Annotated in this window: 23 protein-coding genes and 3 pseudogenes; 18 read left to right on the forward strand and 8 right to left on the reverse strand. The window is 55.4% G+C overall.

Annotated features, from left to right (window positions below):
* The first annotated feature begins 42 nt into the window (after positions 1–42).
* From AAHB66_RS17750 to AAHB66_RS17775, 6 genes are all read left to right on the forward strand, one after another.
* On the forward strand, positions 43–477 hold the full coding sequence (locus tag AAHB66_RS17750; RefSeq protein WP_347113846.1) for a DMT family transporter: 435 nt from the start codon (positions 43–45) through the stop codon (positions 475–477).
* A gap of 4 nt (positions 478–481) precedes the next feature.
* The gene (locus AAHB66_RS17755; protein WP_347113847.1) at positions 482–970 is read left to right on the forward strand and encodes a DMT family transporter; all 489 of its coding nucleotides are present in this window, start codon (positions 482–484) and stop codon (positions 968–970) included.
* Positions 971–1,052: 82 nt separating this feature from the next.
* Positions 1,053–1,427: a hypothetical protein gene (locus AAHB66_RS17760; RefSeq protein WP_347113849.1), complete on the forward strand. Its 375-nt coding sequence runs from the start codon at positions 1,053–1,055 to the stop codon at positions 1,425–1,427.
* Between the two features lie 169 nt (positions 1,428–1,596).
* A complete protein-coding gene (locus tag AAHB66_RS17765; protein ID WP_347113851.1) occupies positions 1,597–1,962 on the forward strand; it encodes a DUF1870 family protein in 366 nt (121 codons plus the stop codon).
* A gap of 619 nt (positions 1,963–2,581) precedes the next feature.
* On the forward strand, positions 2,582–2,776 hold the full coding sequence (locus AAHB66_RS17770; RefSeq protein ID WP_347113852.1) for a hypothetical protein: 195 nt from the start codon (positions 2,582–2,584) through the stop codon (positions 2,774–2,776).
* 52 nt (positions 2,777–2,828) lie between these two features.
* Positions 2,829–4,523 (forward strand): YadA-like family protein, encoded by a 1,695-nt coding sequence (locus tag AAHB66_RS17775; RefSeq protein WP_347113853.1) that lies wholly within the window; start codon positions 2,829–2,831, stop codon positions 4,521–4,523.
* A gap of 188 nt (positions 4,524–4,711) precedes the next feature.
* Here AAHB66_RS17775 and AAHB66_RS17780 read toward each other — a convergent pair whose 3' ends face one another.
* Complete coding sequence (locus tag AAHB66_RS17780) at positions 4,712–6,277, reverse strand: methyl-accepting chemotaxis protein (RefSeq protein ID WP_347113854.1); 1,566 nt, start codon at positions 6,275–6,277, stop codon at positions 4,712–4,714.
* Between the two features lie 245 nt (positions 6,278–6,522).
* On the opposite strand from AAHB66_RS17780, the gene AAHB66_RS17785 reads away from it, so the two are divergent.
* Positions 6,523–7,209 (forward strand): RluA family pseudouridine synthase, encoded by a 687-nt coding sequence (locus AAHB66_RS17785; RefSeq protein ID WP_347113856.1) that lies wholly within the window; start codon positions 6,523–6,525, stop codon positions 7,207–7,209.
* Here the strand turns inward: AAHB66_RS17785 and AAHB66_RS17790 are convergent.
* Positions 7,196–8,089, reverse strand: a complete 894-nt coding sequence (locus AAHB66_RS17790) for a LysR substrate-binding domain-containing protein (protein ID WP_347113857.1) — start codon at positions 8,087–8,089, stop codon at positions 7,196–7,198. The genes AAHB66_RS17785 and AAHB66_RS17790 overlap by 14 nt on opposite strands.
* Positions 8,090–8,198: 109 nt before the next feature.
* Here AAHB66_RS17790 and AAHB66_RS17795 point away from each other — a divergent pair, with 109 nt between their 5' ends.
* From AAHB66_RS17795 to AAHB66_RS17810, 4 genes are all read left to right on the forward strand, one after another.
* Positions 8,199–8,780: a nuclear transport factor 2 family protein gene (locus AAHB66_RS17795; protein WP_347113859.1), complete on the forward strand. Its 582-nt coding sequence runs from the start codon at positions 8,199–8,201 to the stop codon at positions 8,778–8,780.
* A 96-nt stretch (positions 8,781–8,876) separates the two neighbouring features.
* Positions 8,877–9,485: an NUDIX hydrolase gene (locus tag AAHB66_RS17800; RefSeq protein ID WP_347113860.1), complete on the forward strand. Its 609-nt coding sequence runs from the start codon at positions 8,877–8,879 to the stop codon at positions 9,483–9,485.
* An 18-nt stretch (positions 9,486–9,503) separates the two neighbouring features.
* Entirely contained in the window at positions 9,504–10,397 is an 894-nt protein-coding gene (locus AAHB66_RS17805; RefSeq protein ID WP_347113862.1) for a PhzF family phenazine biosynthesis protein, read from the forward strand.
* Between the two features lie 90 nt (positions 10,398–10,487).
* A complete protein-coding gene (locus AAHB66_RS17810; RefSeq protein ID WP_347113863.1) occupies positions 10,488–10,664 on the forward strand; it encodes a hypothetical protein in 177 nt (58 codons plus the stop codon).
* 97 nt (positions 10,665–10,761) lie between these two features.
* Here AAHB66_RS17810 and AAHB66_RS17815 read toward each other — a convergent pair whose 3' ends face one another.
* A complete protein-coding gene (locus AAHB66_RS17815) occupies positions 10,762–11,280 on the reverse strand; it encodes a hypothetical protein (RefSeq protein ID WP_347113865.1) in 519 nt (172 codons plus the stop codon).
* A gap of 585 nt (positions 11,281–11,865) precedes the next feature.
* Between AAHB66_RS17815 and AAHB66_RS17820 the strand changes: the two genes are divergently transcribed.
* From AAHB66_RS17820 to cydB, 6 genes and pseudogenes are all read left to right on the forward strand, one after another.
* Positions 11,866–12,018 carry a general stress protein gene (locus tag AAHB66_RS17820; RefSeq protein ID WP_347113866.1) on the forward strand — a complete coding sequence of 51 codons (153 nt, stop codon included), beginning with the start codon at positions 11,866–11,868 and terminating at the stop codon, positions 12,016–12,018.
* A 126-nt stretch (positions 12,019–12,144) separates the two neighbouring features.
* The gene (locus AAHB66_RS17825; RefSeq protein ID WP_347113867.1) at positions 12,145–12,639 is read left to right on the forward strand and encodes a ferritin-like domain-containing protein; all 495 of its coding nucleotides are present in this window, start codon (positions 12,145–12,147) and stop codon (positions 12,637–12,639) included.
* A gap of 31 nt (positions 12,640–12,670) precedes the next feature.
* Positions 12,671–13,177: a ferritin-like domain-containing protein gene (locus AAHB66_RS17830; RefSeq protein ID WP_142486811.1), complete on the forward strand. Its 507-nt coding sequence runs from the start codon at positions 12,671–12,673 to the stop codon at positions 13,175–13,177.
* 15 nt (positions 13,178–13,192) lie between these two features.
* On the forward strand, positions 13,193–14,065 hold the full coding sequence (locus AAHB66_RS17835) for a manganese catalase family protein (RefSeq protein WP_347113868.1): 873 nt from the start codon (positions 13,193–13,195) through the stop codon (positions 14,063–14,065).
* Positions 14,066–14,140: 75 nt separating this feature from the next.
* A pseudogene (locus AAHB66_RS17840) lies at positions 14,141–15,546 on the forward strand (cytochrome ubiquinol oxidase subunit I).
* Positions 15,546–16,556 (forward strand): cytochrome d ubiquinol oxidase subunit II, encoded by a 1,011-nt coding sequence (cydB, locus tag AAHB66_RS17845; RefSeq protein WP_347113869.1) that lies wholly within the window; start codon positions 15,546–15,548, stop codon positions 16,554–16,556. Before AAHB66_RS17840 ends, cydB begins: the two are co-directional and overlap by 1 nt.
* Before the next feature lie 301 nt (positions 16,557–16,857).
* On the opposite strand, the pseudogene AAHB66_RS17850 reads toward cydB, so the two are convergent.
* From AAHB66_RS17850 to AAHB66_RS17870, 5 genes and pseudogenes are all read right to left on the reverse strand, one after another.
* Positions 16,858–17,845: pseudogene (locus tag AAHB66_RS17850) on the reverse strand (SDR family oxidoreductase).
* Between the two features lie 9 nt (positions 17,846–17,854).
* Complete coding sequence (locus tag AAHB66_RS17855) at positions 17,855–18,379, reverse strand: 2-oxo-tetronate isomerase (RefSeq protein ID WP_347113870.1); 525 nt, start codon at positions 18,377–18,379, stop codon at positions 17,855–17,857.
* Positions 18,376–18,828, reverse strand: coding sequence for a YetF domain-containing protein (locus tag AAHB66_RS17860; protein WP_106994946.1), 453 nt, complete (start codon positions 18,826–18,828; stop codon positions 18,376–18,378). The genes AAHB66_RS17855 and AAHB66_RS17860 overlap by 4 nt, the downstream gene beginning before the upstream one ends.
* Before the next feature lie 9 nt (positions 18,829–18,837).
* On the reverse strand, positions 18,838–19,050 hold the full coding sequence (locus AAHB66_RS17865) for a hypothetical protein (RefSeq protein ID WP_347113871.1): 213 nt from the start codon (positions 19,048–19,050) through the stop codon (positions 18,838–18,840).
* The gene (locus tag AAHB66_RS17870) at positions 19,028–19,351 is read right to left on the reverse strand and encodes a hypothetical protein (RefSeq protein ID WP_347113872.1); all 324 of its coding nucleotides are present in this window, start codon (positions 19,349–19,351) and stop codon (positions 19,028–19,030) included. The genes AAHB66_RS17865 and AAHB66_RS17870 overlap by 23 nt, the downstream gene beginning before the upstream one ends.
* A gap of 142 nt (positions 19,352–19,493) precedes the next feature.
* On the opposite strand from AAHB66_RS17870, the pseudogene AAHB66_RS17875 reads away from it, so the two are divergent.
* Positions 19,494–19,887: pseudogene (locus tag AAHB66_RS17875) on the forward strand (YdeI family stress tolerance OB fold protein).
* Positions 19,888–20,028 lie beyond the last annotated feature (141 nt).

Here is a 20,028-nt window from a genome sequence, read left to right on the forward strand (position 1 = left end):
GGCGTACGCTTCCCGGCCTCAACAACGGAGAGACGGCGTGGTATGCAACTGATATTGATTTTATTCGTGATCGCGGGCGGCATGGGGCTGTCCGTTGAAGCAGGGCTGCTGGGGCCGCTCGGCGGTGAGGTAGGCGATCTGTGGGCAACGTTCAGCGTGTTTGGCGTCGGTGCCGCCCTGACGTTTTTGCTGATGCTGTTTTTCAGCCCGCGCAACAGCCCGTCGTTTTTCGCCCAATCTTCATGGCAGCTGCTGGGCGGGGTGCTCGGCCCGGTCTACGTCATTATTCTGACCATTGCGACCCCGGCAATCGGCATCGCCATGACCATGATTGGCATCCTGGCGGGCCAGGTCTTTAAGAGCCTGATCATCGATCACTACGGCCTGCTGGGCACGCCGCACCGCAAAATTGACAGTAAACGCATCATCGCGCTGGGGTTCATCATCGCCGCGCTGGTTCTGGTTGCACAGGGGTAACACTATGACATTTATCATGATTATTCTGGCAGTTATTGGGGGTGCGACGCTGAGCATTCAGGCCGCCATCAACGGCCAGCTGGGCAGCAAAGTGGGCGTCTTCAAAAGCGCATTCCTGACCTTTTCCATCGGCGCGCTGATCACCGCCCTGCTGATCTTCTTCTTTGAACCGAAACAGGCCGTCACCCTGCTGGATGTGCCGAAATGGCAGCTGCTGGGCGCAATGTTTGGCGTGCCCTACATCGTGATCATGGTGCTGGCCGTACAGCGTATCGGTACGGCGGTCGCCACGGTGGCGGTGATTTTCGGTCAGCTGACCATGAGTATGCTGATCGACAATTTCGGCTGGCTGGGCAATGCGGCTATTCCCTTTTCGATGAGCCGTCTGGGGGCCATCATCTGTCTGGGGATCGCCCTGTTCTTTATCTATTCCAGCAGCCGAACGCCGGAAAAAGAGGAAAAGGCGCCTGTCACCAGCGATGCTCGCTCATAATTACCGACGTATTCCCGATACCGGCTCTGCGTGCATTTATGCCAAAATGGTAAGAGTTAATGGCTAAAAAGGGGCTGGTATAATGGAAGAATCCTCATTAGAAGATGAATTTAACCGTCGGGTGAAGACGCTCAGCGAGCGCGCCAAAGCAGCCGGGACGAATGTCAGCGAGCTATGCCGTATCGCTGGCGTCAGTCGCACAACGCCAGAGCGGTGGAATCAACGTGTGCCGAAATCCATCTCCATTTTCGATTCAGTTTTTCAGGCTCTGCTGGATATCGAAAAGGTGAAACAAGAAGAAGAAAATGCGTTTAAAAATTTGCCGCCCCGGGAGCAGGAACGCATTAAGGCCCAACGAAAAGAACTCGAACGAGAAAGAGAAAAAGAGCAACGCCTGAAGCGCAATGAATCACGCCGGGAAAGCCGTGCGCGCCTGAAAAACGCGCCACAAGATTAAGCACGACGCAGGCGTGTTTCAGTGAGTATCGCGGGTTGCGCCCGATCTATAAAATTACTTGTAATGTTTGCTACCCATAAGAGCGCTCATTTATCATCAGGCGTGATAGTCGGGCGCCGCATTTTTGCCGGACTATCGCTGCGGCTTATTATCAGAGATGGATTAAGAAATGAACAGACTCGCTCTTATCGCGTGCAGACGCATACTTTTCCTTGAGGTTGAGGAGGCGGCGACCCACATTGCCGAAGTATCACAGCGCACCTGGCGCTACTACGAGTCTGGCCGTACCCAAATTCCTGCCACGCTTGCAGAGAAGATGGAAAAGTTACTGCAATACCATGCGGTTATGAAAGAACGCATGACGAAAGAAGCTGACGAGCACCGTCAAAAAGGAGAAGGCCGCCAGGTCGTTCCCTATTACCTCACTTATGAGGATTACCAGAAGGAGACAGGGCTGGATGATGTGATCGGCTTTCGCCTCGATCAGTCGGTAAAGGCTTCGCTCTATCTGGAAGACAAAGTCGTCTTCTACTGAAAGGTTAATCAACCTCGCCACTCCCTAAATTCCCCTAAACTCCGGCCATGTTGACAGCACCCGCATTGCCAGGGGCGCAACCACGCACCTGGTCCTTGCGCCACCGTTCTGTCCATCGCGCTCCCCCTGCTATCAGCACCATCCTGAACTCTGTTCTGCTGCCAAATCCTCCCCCCTGCTGACGGCAGTCGTTATAAATAATGCCTTTGTGGACGCGGTTTAGCACCCTTGCCTGCATTGTATATATACGTAAATGACAAATTAAAATTAATCAAAAAAGATTAAATAAGAGTTCCTGAAATTACTCATTTAACAATACATGTTAAAGAAATAAATGTTTCTATAACAGATACCCCGTGTGACACCCTCCTAAAAACTCGACGTGACACATAATGATTATTTCATTCGAAGATCTGACAATCCCAGCAATGGCGCAGCCTGGGACTTAAGTCATACAATTAAAATAAAATCTTTTGATAAATTATAAAGTTAATTTAAAACTTATTTTCAAAAGTAAAAAATCTTCATAAAGCATATTGCTGCCTTACAAAATTACGAGTAGTCTCCGTTCCGCCGCTGGAACACCCAGCAAGCTCCCCGGCAAAACGGAGTCTGACATATGGCAGCAACAAGTGGAGTGCGGGCGGGAGTATCGGTAAATGCGAGAAGTGAATGGGTCGCGTTTACCGCGAAATTGCCCCAGGCGTTAAAGAAGAAATTAAAGATTGCAGCCGCTGAATGCGGCCAGAAGCAGCAAGAGATTGTTGCTCAGGCTGTAGAGAAGTGGATGAACGAAAACGGCTTCAATAAGTAACCGACAAAACAGTAGTAACCGACAAAACCGACAAGAAACTAAGACATCAAACATGAAAAAAACAGTATTAGCAGTACTCGTTGCCACCACCGCCATCTCTGGTGCAGCACAGGCGTCTAACGTTGATGTGAACTATTTCATCAAAGTGGCACAGAGCGGCACGAACATTGCCAACTCCAAAGCTGTGTACAGCCACCTGAACCAACGCGATAAATCGATGGTGGATTACGTGGCTCCAATGGCCGGTATCTCTGACGAAATAATGGGTCAAATTCAACGTGCCGACGCCCGCAACCAGCAGGCTCATTTCGTGATGACCAGTAGTACAAAAGTTGAAGCAGATGAAATCATCAAAGGTAGCCCGCTTAAGCGCGCCATCATCAACCATATGGAGCATAACGAAGCCATTAATCACGGCGCTCGTTTTGGTGGTATGACTTCGCAGCGTGATATTGCTGATGTGGATGCAGAAGAAGTGGCAGCTCAACAGGCAGCGATTAAAGTGGCTGCTCAACAAGCCCGGGATCAGGCAGAAACCGATCATATTAATGATGCTGTCGTGAAAGCACACGATGCCAACGCGCAGATCGTTGCGAATAAGATCGAAGCGGCCCGCATCATCCGTGCTGACAACGAGAAAACCGCAGCCGCATCCCGTCTGGACAGCATGAAGCCTGACTACAACGCCGTGGTTGTCGCGACTCACGATGCCAACGCTATCGAAGCTCAGAAACAAATCATCAAAGCCCGCGAGGATCAGATTCGCGCCCAGGCAGAAACCGATCACATCAACGAAGCGGTAATGCAGGCGCACGATGCCAACGCGCAGATCGTTGCGAACAGGATCGAAGCGCACAAGCTGATCGCCAGGAGCGAAGCTGACGCAGCGGCATCCCGTCTGGAGAGCATGAAACCTGACTACAACGCGGTCGTCGTGGCTACCCATGACGTCGAAGCGGCTAACGTGGCAGGCAAACTGAAGGTGGCGGCAAATGTTGCCCGCACTGCAAGTCAGCAGGTTATCCCTGAGCAGGCTGCGGCAGATACCCGTCTGAACAGCATGGCGGTTGATCCCAATGCTGAAGTGGTCGCCGCGCATGACGCGCAGGCTTACGACGTGGCGCAAGGGGTTGCTCGTAAAGCAGACAACGCTAACCGCACGTCCATCCAGCATGTTGACGGCAACGCGGTAGCGATCGCTGATAACACTATGGATATCGCAACTAACACAGCCGGTGTCGCAGCGAACAAAGCGGGCGTTGCGCAGACCACCGCGAAGCTCGACTCTGTGACTTACGATATCGCTGGTAACCGTCGCGCCATCTCCAGCCTGGCGACGCGCGCCGCGGATACCGATGCGCGTATCGCTGAAACCAAAGCGGAACAGGCTAAGACCAATGAACGCGTATCGGCTAACAGCGCGGCCATCGCCGACCATGAGAACCGGATTGAGTCTCTGGAAAGCGAAACCACCAGCAAATTCTCCAGCCTGAAAAACAAGGTTGAAGAGAACCGCAAGCGCGCGTCCGCAGGTATCGCTGGCGTCGCGGCAATGGCCAACATCCCACAGGTTACCGACACGCAGAACTTCTCTGTCGGTGCTGGCGTGGGTAACACCGACAGCGAAAGCGCTCTGGCTGTAGGTATGTCTGCGCGCGCTACTGAAAATGTGGTTGTTAAGACGTCCGTCTCAAACGACACCCAGCACAACTTCGTGGTTGGCGCTGGCGTGAGCTACGGCTGGTAAGCCTGAATGCCCCGCTTCGGCGGGGTTTTTCCCCGTAGAATACCTTCATTTTTTACGGACGAAAAAAAGGCCAGACAAGCTGGCCTTCTTTCCAAATTAGTAACCGACAAGAAACTAACTTTGTCCGATGCGTATCGGACGGCCAAAAGAATATCGCATTCACCAACACAGCGCAAATCGGGGCCAGATCACCCCTGCTTCACCCGGAATACCGATACCGACTGTGACAGCAGATCCGCCTGCTCGTTGACGCCCGCGGCGGTTGTCGCCACCTCTTCCACCAGCGCTGCGTTTTGCTGCGTAACGTGATCCATCTGGGTAATTGCAATGCGGATCTGCTCCACCCCGCGGCGCTGCTCCTCGGAGGCGAGCGCGATGCTCTCCATCACCTGGTTCACTTTGCCTACCGAGTGGCTGATATCCACCATCGTCTGGCTGGTTTTGTTGGCGAGATCGGCACCTTCCTGAATAAAGAGCGTGGATTCGTTAATCAGCGCCGAAATCTCTTTTGCCGAGTCCGCACAACGTCTCGCCAGATTACGCACTTCACCCGCCACTACCGCAAAACCACGGCCTGTTTGTCCGGCGCGCGCGGCCTCTACCGCGGCGTTAAGCGCCAGAATATTGGTCTGGAAGGCGATGCCATCGATGACGCTGATAATGTCGACCATCTTCTGCGCGCTCTGGCTGATGGCGTCCATTTTTTTCGTCACGTCCTGCATCTGTTTTTCGCCTGCGTCAGCGATCACCGCCGTATTCTGCGCCATCTGCGAGGCATTAAGCGCATTATCGGTGTTCATTTTCACGGTGGCGGTGATCTGCTCCATGCTGGCCGCCGTCTCAACGACTGCCGCCGCCTGCTCTTCCGTCCGTCGCGAGAGATCGCCATTGCCGGAGGCGATCTCGTGGGTTCCGATGGTAATGCTCTGGACGCCGTTACGAATCGATCTGACGGTTTCGTTCAACCCTGCCTGCATGGTCTGCAGCGCGGCGCACAGTTGGCCGATCTCATTGCTGCTGGAGACCTGAATATCGCCGGTCAGATTGCCGTTGCCGATATTATCAAAATGGTGCGCAACCTCCTGAAGCGGACGCACCAGCGTGTTACGCATCCAGATCCTGATAATAAAGAACATCACCATCGCAATTGCGCACATCGCCATCATCAACACTAATGATAATGAGTAGGCGTGCTTACTGAACAGGATAACGCGATCAAACTCCGCCTGGGTTTTACCAATGTAGGATTTATATTGGTTGTCCCACTGCTGACGCGATTGATTAATGGTGTCGCGATTATTATCAAGGAAAGTTTTTACCTCCTGCGAAGAAGGCGATGTATTTAATGTGTCTACATTTAATTTAATTGTCGCTACTATCTGATCGTAGCTACGTTTCATTATCTCGCCTAGCTCTGGCTGCGACGTCGTCAAACCGGGGATCTCAACAAACAGGTTGTACTGCCGATCGGCCTCTTTAAGTAATTCATTGATTTGATTTATCTTAGAGGGCATATCCACCTGCTCATCATGCAGTCTTGCCTGAAAAGTTGCATCAATCAAGATGCGGGCATTTAACAGGCTGTCGCGGGTGGCATTTAAAGCCCGTTGTTCACTGGCATTGTAATTCATCTTTTCTATCGAGCTATTGCTGCTCTTAAGGAAATAAAGCCCCAGCCCGCTGGAAAGCACCAGCATCAGGGTAAATAAGCCCAGCACGAGCATTAGCCCGGTGCTAATTTTTAAATTTTTCACGTTGACTCCTTAAGTACCAAAAAATTAATTAGGGACTTTATCGGCAATCAGGAAGCCGCGTTGAGCGAATAAAATCGATATTCAGGCTAAATGAAAAAAACGGAGTGAATAACTAAAGACGCGGAGAAGCGCAGCGTGAAAACTTGATGATCCGGATGCGTAACGTTATCAGGCCCACAGCCCGATTCGCCAGCCCGTCGCAAATTGGTTATGATCACCCTCTCTTTTTTCCTCCGGTCAGCCTGATGTCTGCAATTATCGATACCTTTATTGCCCCGCCGTGCCACGACCCGATAGAAACGCTGTGGCAGGACGATCATCTGGTGCTGATCAATAAACCCAGCGGGCTACTGAGCCTGTCGGGGAAGAATCCGCAAAATCTCGATTCCGTGCACTTCCGGCTGGTGCAGACTTTCCCCGGCTGCACTCTGGTGCATCGCCTTGATTTCGGCACCTCCGGGCTGATGGTAATTGCCCGTAACAAGGCAATCAATGCCGCCCTGTGCCAGCAGTTCAGCCAGCGCAGCGTGACCAAAATCTACACCGCCCTGCTCTGCGGCCATCTGGCCGATGACGAAGGGGTGATAGATGCGCCCATTGCGAAAGATCCGGCGCTGTTTCCGCTGATGTCGATTTGCGCTATCAACGGCAAACCTGCCCGCTCCCGCTATCGGGTGGTGGAACGTTTTTATCACGAAGGGACGGTGCCGGTGACGCGGGTTGCGCTTACCCCGGAGACCGGGCGCACCCACCAGCTGCGCATTCACTGCCAGCAGCTGGGCCACCCGATCCTGGGCTGCGATCTGTATGGCGGGCTCCTGCCGCCCGGCACCGAACGGACGCCGCGGCTGATGCTGCACGCCAGCGAGCTGCATTTTGCCCATCCCGTCAGCGGGGAGCCGATCGTCTTTCGCCATGTCAGCCCGTTCTGACATCCTGGCCGGTCGCCAGCGTAAGGAAGGCTTTTACCGTTTCACTGGTCGGCTGGCGTCGGCTGATTAACACCAGATTGGCGGTTAAGTCAGGTTCATTCAGCGGGCGATACACCAGGCCCGGAATAGCCACCTGCTGCAGGGGTGCCGGCACCAGGGCCAGAGCCAGCCCGGTTGCCGCCATCGCCAGCGTGCTCAGGGTGCTGCCCGAGCGGTAGGCGATATGACATTTATCCCCCAGCTTTTGCGTGAGCATGATAAACAGATGCTCATGCACGTCGTGCGCCTCATAGAGCACCAGAGGTTGTCCGGCCAGCATGTCGACCGTTAAGGCCGCATGCTGCGCGAGGGGATGATCGTCAGGCAGCGCGACGCGTATTTCCCAGTCACCAATACGTCTGACCGCAATGTCCGGGGCTGCAATATTGCTGTGCGCGGGGGTGTAACCGATGTCCAGTTGCCCGGCAAGAATGGCCTCGACCTGCTCCTGCGGGCCGGCTTCGTGGATCAGCAGCTCAGCATCGGGAAAGCGTTGGTGAAACCGGCGCAGGTCGGCGATCAGCTTGCCGCTAAAAATGGCGTTCCCGGCAAAGCCCACCCGGACCCGGCCCGTCTCTCCGCGTAGGGCGCGCTCCACGCTTAAGCGGGTGTGCTCGGCCTGCTCCAGCGTCCGCCGGGCTTCGTCTTGTAATAATATTCCGGCTTCCGTCAGCTCCACCCGGCGACTGGTGCGGATAAAGAGCGCCCCGCCCAGCTCCTCCTCCAGCGCCTTGATCTGCATGCTCAGGGCGGGCTGAACGATGTTGAGCCGCGCCGCAGCCCGGCCAAAGTGGCCCTCTTCGGCGACGGCCAAAAAATACCGCAGATGACGTAACTCCATGCCCTACCCCATCGATAATTAAAACTGATTGATTAGTCATATCTCTCTATTTCATTTTATCGTTTTTTCGCGCCACACTGCATCCCGTCAACTCACAGGAGTAAAAGCGATGAATGATCAACACAACGACCGTCAACAACTCAACGATCTGATGAATGGCTGGATGCACCGGGATCTGGGCGAATGGGACCAGTTACGCGACCTGTTCCACCCTGATGGCACCATTGAGATCACCTGGTTCGAAGGGCTGGGAAGCGATTTTGTCGAGGGCTCCATGCGCATGGGAGCATCGGATTTACGCACCAAACATCTTATCGCTACGCCCGCAGTGACCTTCAATGCCACCGGCAGTAAAGCGATCCTCGAAACTAACGCCATCATCATCGCGGAGAACGTGAAGCTGAATATTGGCTGCGAATGCCACAACCGCTTCTACGACCTGGCCGAAAAACGAGACGGCGTATGGCGCCTGTTCCGTCGTCAGAGCGTTTACGACATGGGGACATTTACCTTCCCGATGGGTCCTGTAGAAATTGACCAGAAAGTTGTGGCGAAGTACCCGCGGGAATATGTTGCGCTGGCGTATCTGCTGGAGCAGAGCGGGTTCCCGCTGGGGCGCGTGTTTGCTACCCGCGGCAGCGAGCTGGAGGCCACCATGAAAGCTGAGGCTCAGCGCTGGCTGGCAGCCTGACCGATCGCGAACCGCTTCCGCGATGTTCTCTCTCTGATTTAACTGGTAGGGTGCTACTTCCTGTCTATATAACAGAGGTGCAAAATGCCGGAAGCGGTGAAAAATAACGATATCAACGCCCTGTATCAAAAACTGAATGCGATTGCCCAGACCGGATTGACCTTTTCAAAAGATGTGTTTGATACAGAACGTTATGAATCTCTTCGTCAAATCGCCACGGAGCTGATGGCTTCACGCTTCGATATTGACCCAAAGACGCTCCATCATGTGACCGAGTCCGGTTACGCCACGCCGAAAACGGACGTGCGCGCCTTCATTCTGCGTGACGGCAAGCTGTTGATGGTCCGGGAAGCAGAAGATGGCTTATGGAGCCTACCCGGCGGCTGGGCAGACGTGGGCGACACCCCCTCTACCGCCGTCTGCCGCGAGGTTGCCGAAGAGACGGGGCTGCAGGTCAAAGCCACCAAACTGCTCGGCGTCTGGGATCGCAATCTTCACGGCCATCCGCCCCTGCCATGGCATGTCTATAAGCTCATCTTTCTCTGTGAAGAGACCGGCGGCAGCCTGGCGATCAATCACGAAACCACCAGCCTCGGTTTCTTCGACATCAATGAACTGCCGCCGTTATCGCTGACGCGGATCGTGGCCGAAGAGCTGGAGGTCAGCATGGCGATCGCCACGTCCGATCGCCCGACCTTTTTTTGACTGAGTGAGGCTGATGAAATGAAAAGACGCTATGTCGTTGCCGATGTTTTTACTGATAAACCCTTTCTGGGCAATCCCGTCGCCGTCGTTTTAGACGCAGAGGATCTGAGCACGGAGCAAATGCAGCGGATCGCCGTTGAGTTTGGCTACAGTGAAACGACCTTTGTTCTTCCGCCGGACGATGCTGCCCATACGGCGCGGGTGCGGATTTTTACCCCCTCGCGTGAGATTCCATTCGCGGGCCATCCCAACGTCGGCACGGCGTTTGTGCTGGCAAGCTATGCCGCAATGAACGAGACGTCTCTGCCCGAGACGCTGCTGTTCGAAGAAATCGCCGGGCTGGTGCCCGTCAGGCTGTTAAAAGACAATGGCACAGTGACCGGTGCCGAACTCGTCACACCGGAGGCCTTGTCCTGCCGCTCCGAAGTCAGCCCGGAAAAGGTCGCCGCCTGCCTGTCGTTAACGGCGGAGGATATCCGCACCGAGGTGCATAACCCCGTTGTCGCCTCGGTTGGCCTGCCGTTTCTGGTGGTGGAACTCGTTTCCCGGGACGCGCTTCGCCGCTGCGTGCCGAATTTGCAGGGCTTCCGCGCAACTCTGCCGCTGGATGGCGCGGTCTCTGTTTATGCTTATACCCAGGATAAAGATGCCGGTGAGCCAGGCGATCTGCAGGCGCGGATGTTGACCCCGCGCATGACGGAAGATCCGGCGACCGGCAGCGCCACCGCCGCGGTAACCGCCCTGCTGGCGCTGCATCAGGATAAAACCACGCTGTCGCTACAGGTGAGCCAGGGCGTTGATATGGGCCGGGCAAGTTTGCTTTATTCGGGGTATGACGCCTCGTCAGGCAAACCCGTTGTGCGGGTGGGCGGCAGTTGCGTCATTACCCTGGAAGGGACGTTTAACCTGTAAGGTTGCATCGGTGGAACATCGCCGGGTGGCGGCTACGCCTTACCCGGCCTACGAACGGCGGAATCCGCACCATAGGATAGCCACACGGACATGGCCGTGCGGCTTGCCCGGGCATTTGATACCACCATTGAGTTCTGGCTGAACTTGCAGCTGAACGTGGATATCTGGGAAATTCAGCACGACGAGCGCATGCAGGCGGAGCATCGGCAGATCATCACCGCCGCAGAGATGCTGGCGAAGAGAAAAGCGCCATCGTCTGTGGCGTAATTCTGCTCTCTTCCTCACGGAGAAGAAGCACTTCGTAGGCCGGGTAAGGCGTAGCCGCCACCCGGCAATGTCGCGCCGGTGCGCCCTGCTCCCCCCCTCACCCCGCCTCCTGCACTTCCGCCGCCAGGTACACCCGCACGTAGCGCACAAACTTGCCAATAAACACCCCGGCGAACAGCCCGCCGGTGATGATGGCGAATGCGCTCGCTCCTGGACGTTGCAGCACCTCGGGGGCGATGGCGCTCATCACGCCCAGCACATACTTCACCGCAAAGGCCAGCATCATAAATGGCAGGGCCGAATAGTCCGCCCCGCGATAGATACTGCGTGGCGCAGCGGCACGCGCCACCGCCGTGCGTTTGATCAGGATGTAGCCCATCGCCGCGCCGCTGAGTAATCCCACCAGCCACAGGGAGCCGGTCGCCAGCGTCAGCTTGCGGAAAACCAGCAGATCGTAGATATCCCACAGCAGGAAAATAGCCGGGATGATGGCCAGCTTCTCCAGCGCCACGGTCGCCGGTTTGCGGGCCTTTATGCCCCGGCCGATCAGAAACAGCAGGATGAGGTACACCCAGACCGGGGTGTGGATCAGAATACCCGAAATGAAATCAATCATATGGCTCACCGTCGCAGCTACCTGGATGACACCGCGTCACCGCTCCGGCTCAGTATTGCCTGGTGCACCTGATCCACCATCATACTTTATCAGGGTATTTAATTCCGCGCTTCGCTTACTCTTTTAGAAGTAGCATTTTCCATGAATCACTGTAATCCATGCATAATATACCAACCCGCTTCGCTAGATTATTTTTTAGTCACTCTTTCGCGTTGCGAATAATATAAGAAATCAATTAAGACTAATCCCACGTATTTTTATTTTATATGCGCTATGCACCGCTTACCCCTAATGTAAACATCTGTAAAGAGCCCCGCCGCGTCTGGACTCGCGCGTTTCAACGAGACAGAGAAAAACGCGCAAAGCCGTTATCCCGGAAGGTCGTTTGATAACATCACCTTGAGGGAAAATATCTAAAAAACAAGCGAACCGATATTTCTTCCAACTCACCACGCGGACTGAAAATTATTCCAAAATTCCGGTTTGACTCTTCAAAAATACTGGCTAAATTTAATTCTGAACGACAACGGATACGAATGAAAACGTATCTTACTGACATAAACGATGTATATGAGGAAACATAATATGGCAGAGCAACGTGGTGGTTCAGGTAATTTCGCACAGGATCGTGAAAAGGCCTCTGAAGCAGGGAAAAAAGGTGGACAGCAAAGCGGCGGTAATTTCAAAAACGATCCGCAACGCGCTTCTGAAGCAGGTAAAAAGGGGGGGTCAGCATAGCCATGGTGGCGGACGTAAATCTGACAACTCTTAATTCATCTCATTATTAAAGCCTGTTCTTCACTTTAATCGGTACTCTGCGAGTCCGCGGGCTCGCAGAATTTTTATGTCACTGGAGAAAAGCATATGAATATGAAAAGTATAGAGGATGTCTTTATTCACCTGCTCTCTGACACCTACAGTGCAGAGAAACAGCTGACCCGTGCACTGGCAAAATTGTCCCGCGAAGCCGCCAGCCCGGATCTGAGCGCTGCGTTTAAAGCGCACCTGGAAGAGACCCATGGCCAGATTGAACGCATCGATCAGCTCATCGAGAAAACGCCCAACGTTAAACTGAAAAGAATGAAGTGTGTGGCGATGGAAGGCTTAATTGAAGAAGCCAATGAAGTCCTTGAAAGTACAGAAAAAAATGAAGTCCGTGATGCAGCACTGATCGCGGCTGCGCAAAAAGTCGAACACTACGAAATTGCCAGTTATGGCACGCTCGCCACCCTGGCGGAGCAATTAGGCTATACCGAGGCGGTAAAATTATTAGCCGAGACGCTGGAAGAAGAGAAATCCACCGATCTTAAACTGACCGATCTGGCCGTCGGTAATATTAATCAGAAAGCGGAAAAGTAAGTCTGAATTAACCGAACCCGAGGAAGAAAATATGAATCACGTAGAACACTACCATGACTGGCTACGCGATGCTCACGCCATGGAAAAGCAAGCCGAATCTATGCTCGAATCAATGGCCAGCCGCATCGATAATTACCCTGATGTCCGCGCCCGAATTGAACAGCATATTTCTGAAACCAAGCACCAGATTACCCTGCTGGAAGAGATCCTCGATCGTAACGATATTTCCCGCTCGGTTTTAAAAGACTCCATGAGCAAAATGATGGCGTTCGGCCAGTCTATGGGTGGCATGGCCGCGTCGGATGAGATCGTGAAAGGCTCGATTAGCGGCTACGTTTTCGAGCAGTTCGAAATCGCCTGCTATACCTCTCTGCTGGCCGCGGCAAAAAAAGCCGGGGACGTGGCCTCTATCCCTGCCATCGAATCTATTCTGGCGGAAGAGCAGCGTATGGCCGACTGGCTTATCCAGCATATCCCGGATACCACGGAACAATTCCTCCTGCGCTCAGACGCTGAAGGCGTTGAAGCGAAAAAATAACCCAGGAGTGAGCCTATGTTTCGACACGTAAAACAGTTGCAATACACCGTTCGCGTCGCTGAGCCAAATCCCGGCCTCGCGAACCTGCTGCTCGAACAGTTCGGCGGCCCTCAGGGCGAGCTGGCTGCCGCCTGCCGTTACTTCACCCAGGGTCTGGGTGATGACGATGCAGGTCGTCGAGAGATGCTGATGGATATCGCTACCGAAGAGCTGAGCCACCTCGAAATCATCGGGACTCTGGTCGGCATGCTGAATAAAGGTGCCAAAGGCGAACTGGCAGAAGGCACCGAACAGGAAGCGGAGCTGTACCGCTCCCTGACGGCCAACGGTAACGACAGCCACATCACCTCTCTGCTGTACGGCGGTGGACCACCACTGACCAACTCCGGCGGCGTACCTTGGACGGCGGCCTATATCGACACCATTGGTGAACCTACCGCCGATCTGCGTTCTAATATCGCGGCGGAAGCACGCGCCAAGATCATCTATGAACGCCTGATCAACGTCACTGACGATGTCGGGGTAAAAGATGCCCTCGCGTTCCTGATGACCCGTGAAGCCGCGCACCAGCTCTCGTTTGAGAAGGCGCTGCAGTCGATTCGCAATAATTTCCCACCGGGGAAACTGCCGCCTATCGAACAATATTCAACCACCTACTACAATATGTCTGCAGGGGATGATCTTCGCGGCAGCTGGAACAGCGACGAAAACTTTGAGTACGTTGCCGATCCACAACCCGCCGTTGACGGGGGCGACGGTAGCGCTCAGGTCACGCTTTCGAAAGAGCAGGCTGCTCTGTTGAAAGCGATGGCGGCGCGCACCGAGTCGGATCCGAAGGACAATCCGTTGACGGGCGCGGAGCTGGGGGCCGGTAAGAAAAAACCGTAACCCCGCGCCGAAGTCCATGCTGTACCACGATGCCCCGTTTCTTACGGGGCATTTCGCTGACAGGGGTAGAGTACGATGTTCGAACTCGATGCGTTTCATCTCGCCAGGCTTCAGTTCGCCTTCACAGTGTCGTTTCACATTATCTTTCCGGCCTTAACCATCGGCCTCGCCAGCTACCTGGTGGTGCTTGAGGGCATGTGGCTACGAACGAAAAATGATGTCTGGCGCTCGCTGTATCACTTCTGGTTAAAAATCTTCGCCGTTAACTTCGGCATGGGAGTAGTCTCCGGTCTGGTGATGGCCTACCAGTTCGGTACTAACTGGAGCGGCTTTTCCCAGTTCGCCGGGAGCATCACCGGTCCGCTGCTCACCTATGAAGTCTTAACCGCCTTCTTCCTCGAAGCGGGTTTCCTCGGCGTGATGCTGTTTGGCTGGAATAAGGTCGGGCCCGGCCTGCACTTTTTTTGCCACCTGTATGGTGGCGCTGGGTACCCTGATGTCCACCTTCTGGATCCTCGCCTCCAACAGCTGGATGCACACCCCGCAGGGCTTCAGCATTGAGAACGGCCAGGTTATCCCCGAGGACTGGTTCGCCATCATCTTTAACCCCTCGTTCCCGTATCGCCTGATCCACATGTCCATCGCCGCTTTCCTGAGCAGCGCCCTGTTTGTTGGCGCATCGGGGGCCTGGCATCTGCTACGCGGCAACGACACCCCGGCGGTGCGCAAAATGTTCTCGATGGCGCTGTGGATGGCGCTGCTGGTCGCGCCAATTCAGGCCTTTGTCGGGGATATGCACGGCCTGAACACTCTCGAACATCAGCCGGCGAAAATCGCCGCCATTGAAGGACACTGGGAAAATCCCCCCCGGTGAAGCCACGCCGCTGCTGCTGTTTGGCGTGCCGGATATGGAAGAGGAACGCACCAAATATGGGCTGGAGATCCCGGCACTCGGCAGCCTGATCCTCACCCACAGCCTGGACAAGCAGGTTCCGGCGCTGAAAGATTTCCCGAAAGATGAGCGGCCCAACTCGCTGATCGTCTTCTGGTCGTTCCGCGTGATGGTGGGCCTCGGGCTGCTGATGATCCTGATGGGGGTCGCCAGCCTGTGGCTGCGCCGCCGCCGTCGACTCTACCACTCCCGCCCGTTCCACTGGTTTGCCCTCTGCATGGGGCCTGCCGGTCTGGTGGCAATCCTCGCGGGCTGGATCACCACCGAGGTGGGCCGCCAGCCGTGGGTGGTGTACGGCTATCTGCGCACCATTGATGCGGTGTCGCTGCACAGCACCCTGCAGATGAGCATCAGCCTGCTGGCGTTTTTCGTCGTCTACTGCTCGGTGTTTGGCGTGGGGTATGTCTATCTGGTGCGGTTGATTAAGAAAGGGCCGCAGCCGACCGACAATCTCTCGTTGAATACCGACGGCAGGCCCGCGCGTCCGCTCTCGGCGGCAGAACCGGTACCGGAAGAGGAGAAACCATAATGGGCGTCGATATCTCAGTGATCTGGTTTGCCATCATCGTCTTCGCCACCCTGATGTACATCATTATGGATGGGTTTGATTTGGGTATCGGCATGCTCTTCTACTTTGAGCGCGATCCGCAGGCGCGTGACGTAATGGTCAACAGCGTCGCCCCGGTGTGGGACGGAAACGAAACCTGGCTGGTGCTGGGAGGCGCGGGGCTGTTCGGCGCCTTCCCGCTGGCCTATGCAGTGATCATCGACGCCCTGACGATCCCCCTGACCGCCATGCTGATCGGCCTGATCTTCCGCGGTGTAGCCTTTGAGTTTCGCTTTAAAGCCACGCCGTCGCACCGCGCCTTCTGGGACTACTCCTTCGCCGGCGGCTCGCTGCTGGCGACCTTTAGCCAGGGCATTGTGGTGGGGGCGATGATTAACGGTTTCGACGTCGAGGGACGGCGCTTTGCCGGATCCGCACTGGACTGGCTGACGCCCTTCAACCTCTTCTGCGGGCTGGGACTGATGGTGGCCTATACCCTGCTGGGCACCACCTGGCTGATCATGAAAAGCGAAGGGGCGTTACAGCGTCATATGCGGGATTTGACCCGCAAGGTGCTGCTGGCGCTGCTGGGCGTGGTGGCGGTGGTGAGCATCTGGACCCCGCTGGGCTGGCAGTATGTGTCCGAGCGCTGGTTCTCGTTGCCTAACTTCTTCTACTTCCTGCCGGTGCCGCTGCTGGTGGCGGTATTTGGGGTTTTGATCTGGCGGCTCACCCGTAACCCGGACAGCCACGCCAGACCGTTTATTCTGACCCTCGGGCTGATTTTCCTCGGCTTTAGCGGGCTGGGCATCAGCCTGTGGCCGAACATTATCCCGCCACGTATCACCATCTGGGACGCCGCCGCCCCGCCTTCCAGCCAGCTGTTTATGCTGGTGGGCACGCTGCTAATCATCCCGTTGATCCTGGTCTACACCGCCTGGAGCTACTACGTGTTTCGCGGCAAGGTGACGGATACCGAGGGGTACCACTAAGCGAAGGTAAATGCAAAACGGCAACCCAGGTTGCCGTTTTTAGTGTTTGCACCCTGCCACATCGCCGGGTGGCGGCTACGCCTTACCCGGCCTACAAAACCTACAGCATGCACGACCCGTAGGCCCGGCAAGCGCAGCGCCGCCGGGCATTGCCGCATCAGAGAACTTCTCCCTCTCCCAGTGGGGAGAGGGCCGGGGTGAGGGCATCAGGCCGCACCCTGCCTACAAAACCCGCAGCACGCACGACCCGTAGGCCCGGCAAGCACCGCGCCGCCGGGCGTTGCCGCACCCGGCCTACAGGCTATTTCCGCCGGGTGAGACACTTACCAATCAGCAGCAGCCCTGCCAGGGCGGCGGTGCCGAGCAGAGCTTTGCCCGGTACGCCGGAGGTGATGGCCGCAGCGCGGGGTTTGGCCTCCGGGGTAAAACGACCGTGTACCCGGTGCTCGCCGCCGACCGGTTCGGTCAGGTTATCCCGCCGTTCAGGCGGGTTGAGCGCCTCCTCCATCTGCCCTTCCCAGGCCTTTTTCACCATCATCCGGTCGAGAAAACCGGGGAACAGGAACTGGCCGACAATCGCCCCGATGGTGCTACGCCCCACCCACAGCTCGCGTACCGGTCGCTGCGCCACACCAAAGATGGCCTCGGCGGCGACCTCCGGCTGAAACACCGGCGCAACCGGGCGCATGCTGTAGGCGAACTTATTCCGCGCCCAGTCAAACTGCGGGGTGTTGAGCCCCGGCATCTGCACCATCGCCAGATGCACGCCGCTGCGCTCATGCATCAGCTCGGTACGCAGCGCATCGGTAAAGCCGCGGATCGCCGCTTTGGCACCACAGTAGGCCGACTGCAGCGGAATAGAGCGGTAGGCCAGCGCGGAGCCGATCTGGATAATCACCCCGCGGTCCAGGGGGGATCATATGCTCCATGGCGGCCCGGGTGCCGTTGACGCAGCCCAGATAGGTCACCTCCGTCACCCGGCGGAATTCATCGTCGGTGATGCTGTAAAACGGCGCCAGGGTGGTACACATGGCGTTGTTAATCCACACGTCGATCGCCCCCAGCCGGTCGGCCAGCGTCTGCGCCGCCTGGCTCAGTGCCGCAGCGTCCACCACGTCCACGCTCACCGCATGGCAATTGACGCCGTAGTTCGCCACCTCGGCCCGCGTGGCCTCCAGGCTGTGGTCATCGCGGGCGATCAGGCCCACGTCGTAGCCGGCCGCTGCAAAACGCAGCGCCGTGGCTTTGCCTACCCCAGCCGTTGCGCCGGTAATCACCACCACACTCATAGCCTCTCCTTAATGCAGCTGCTTTTTCCAGTGCGGGATCTGCCGCAACATTTCTGAAAGCGCATAGCGAACCGCCTTCTCAATAACGTCTTCACACTCGCCGGTGAAGTGCTGCACGGCGGTCGTCACCTCGCCGCGAAAACACCAGCCAAACCAGACGGTCCCCGCCGGGGTACCATCCTCACCGCCGTCCGGCCCCGCGTATCCGCTGATGGCGATGCTGATGTCCGCATCGGCCAGCTTCAGTGCCCCTTCGGCCATCTCGCCCACCGTCTGGCTACTGACGGCGGTGTACTTTTCCAGGGTGGCATTACTGACCCCCAGCACCTTATGTTTAGCCTCATTGTTGAAGGTCACCACGCCGGTGCCAAAGAACGAGGCGGTATCCTTTTCTGCACAGAGCGCAGAGGCCACATTGCCGCCGGTACAGGACTCGGCCGTGGTAAGCAGCCAGCCCAGATCGGTTAACACCGTCGACACCTGACTGGTGAGTTCCTTGGTGGTTTTAGCCTGGTTCCAGATATTTTCTTTCATGATTCACTCTCTTCGGGAATAATCGAAATATGCCCATTTCGTTCAAGGATTGCGTATTTAATTTTTTCCAGCTGATATATGCCGTGGTTTTGCCGGGCCGATACCAGAATATCGTCACAGGAGACATCCACTTTTTTTAATTTTTCGTTCTGTAATTCACCGTGCACCACCAGAATAACCGGGGAGCCATCGAGCATCGATTCCGCGCCGGATATGTATTTTTTTGCCACGCCGAACAGCATATCAATCACTACCAGTGTAATAATGGTTAGCATAGCGCCGGTCACCGAAAAATCTTCTCCGAGCAGCGCCTGCTGGGTGGCCTCACTAATAATCAACAACAGGATCAGATCAAAGCTGGTCATTTGCAGTAGCGCCCGACGTCCGGCGATTTTAAATACCACCAGCAGAATCAGATAAATCGCCACCGCCCTGAGTATCATTTCCATATTGGTCCCCTACGGATAGATAAATTGCCAGAAAGAGAGACCCGGCTGATTATTTACTGTGACAGTGGTGACGGTTTTACCGGGCTGTTGCGGCGTGGTATAAAGCCAGACGGTAAAATCTTTCTGCGGTTTCGCCTCCTGATAAATCAGCACCAGCTCCCCGCCCTCGCTGTGCATTTCGTCAGGCTGCGGCCAGATATTATCGGTCTGCGTTCGCGCCATATATTCTCCACCAATCCGCAGCGTCAGGGGGGGCATTACCTTGACCCGGCAGGGTAATTTTCAGCTCGACAGGAGACTGTAATCGGCCAAAGCGCTGGTATTCCACCTGCACGCTGTTCGCGGCGTTGGTTTTTGTCGCTTCGCTAAAATAACCGCCTGAAAAAAGCCCTGACAGCGCAGCGGCAATAATCAGCAATAACAGAACGAAACCGAAGCGGCGGGCGTTGTATTCAAACTGCAGGGCGGCATGGCTTTGTTTCACGCCGGGCAAAGGAGGAGATTTTTCTTTTACGTTCGCCATATATCACCTCACCGTTTCGTTTATTAACATTATACAGCCAGATGATTTTTATAGATAAAATGGATTAAGACTGTTCCTGTTTGCAAAATAAAAAATAGCAACCAGGCTTAATCTGTCAAGCAAGCTAAACCAAGGAGGCAGTATGAAATTAACCGTCGCACCCTTATTGTGTTGTCTTTTAATCTCAACGGCGTATGCCGCAGATAAAGGTGGACTGGAGAAAGATGCTGCCCCGCCGCCACCGCATTCGCTGGATGAGGGTTATCGCGGCACCGAGGATGCCCGAACCATGACCGTGGAGCAGGCCAAAGAGATGCACGATGGCGCTACTATCTCCCTGCGCGGGAATTTAATTGACGGCTCCGGCGGCGATAAATTTAAATTCCGCGATAAAACCGGCACCATTGATACGGTAATTCCGCAAGCCGTATTTGATGGCCGTACGGTTAAACCCGATCAGATGATCAGCATTAATGGCAGTCTGGATAAAAAAGATGAACCCGCCGGTCGTTCGTGTCGACCGCATTCAGAAGTAGCTTTAATTTCACTTAAGTTTCGCGTGGATATTTCCCCCCCATCCACGTGAAACCCCCAATATATTCTCTCCAGTGCCTGACCTACCAGATTTGAGGAGCCCAAAACTCGGATAATTCTGTGCTTTAGGATTAATCCCCCCT

The sequence above is a fragment of the Leclercia sp. S52 genome, from assembly GCF_039727615.1.
GTDB lineage: Bacteria > Pseudomonadota > Gammaproteobacteria > Enterobacterales > Enterobacteriaceae > Enterobacter > Enterobacter adecarboxylatus_B.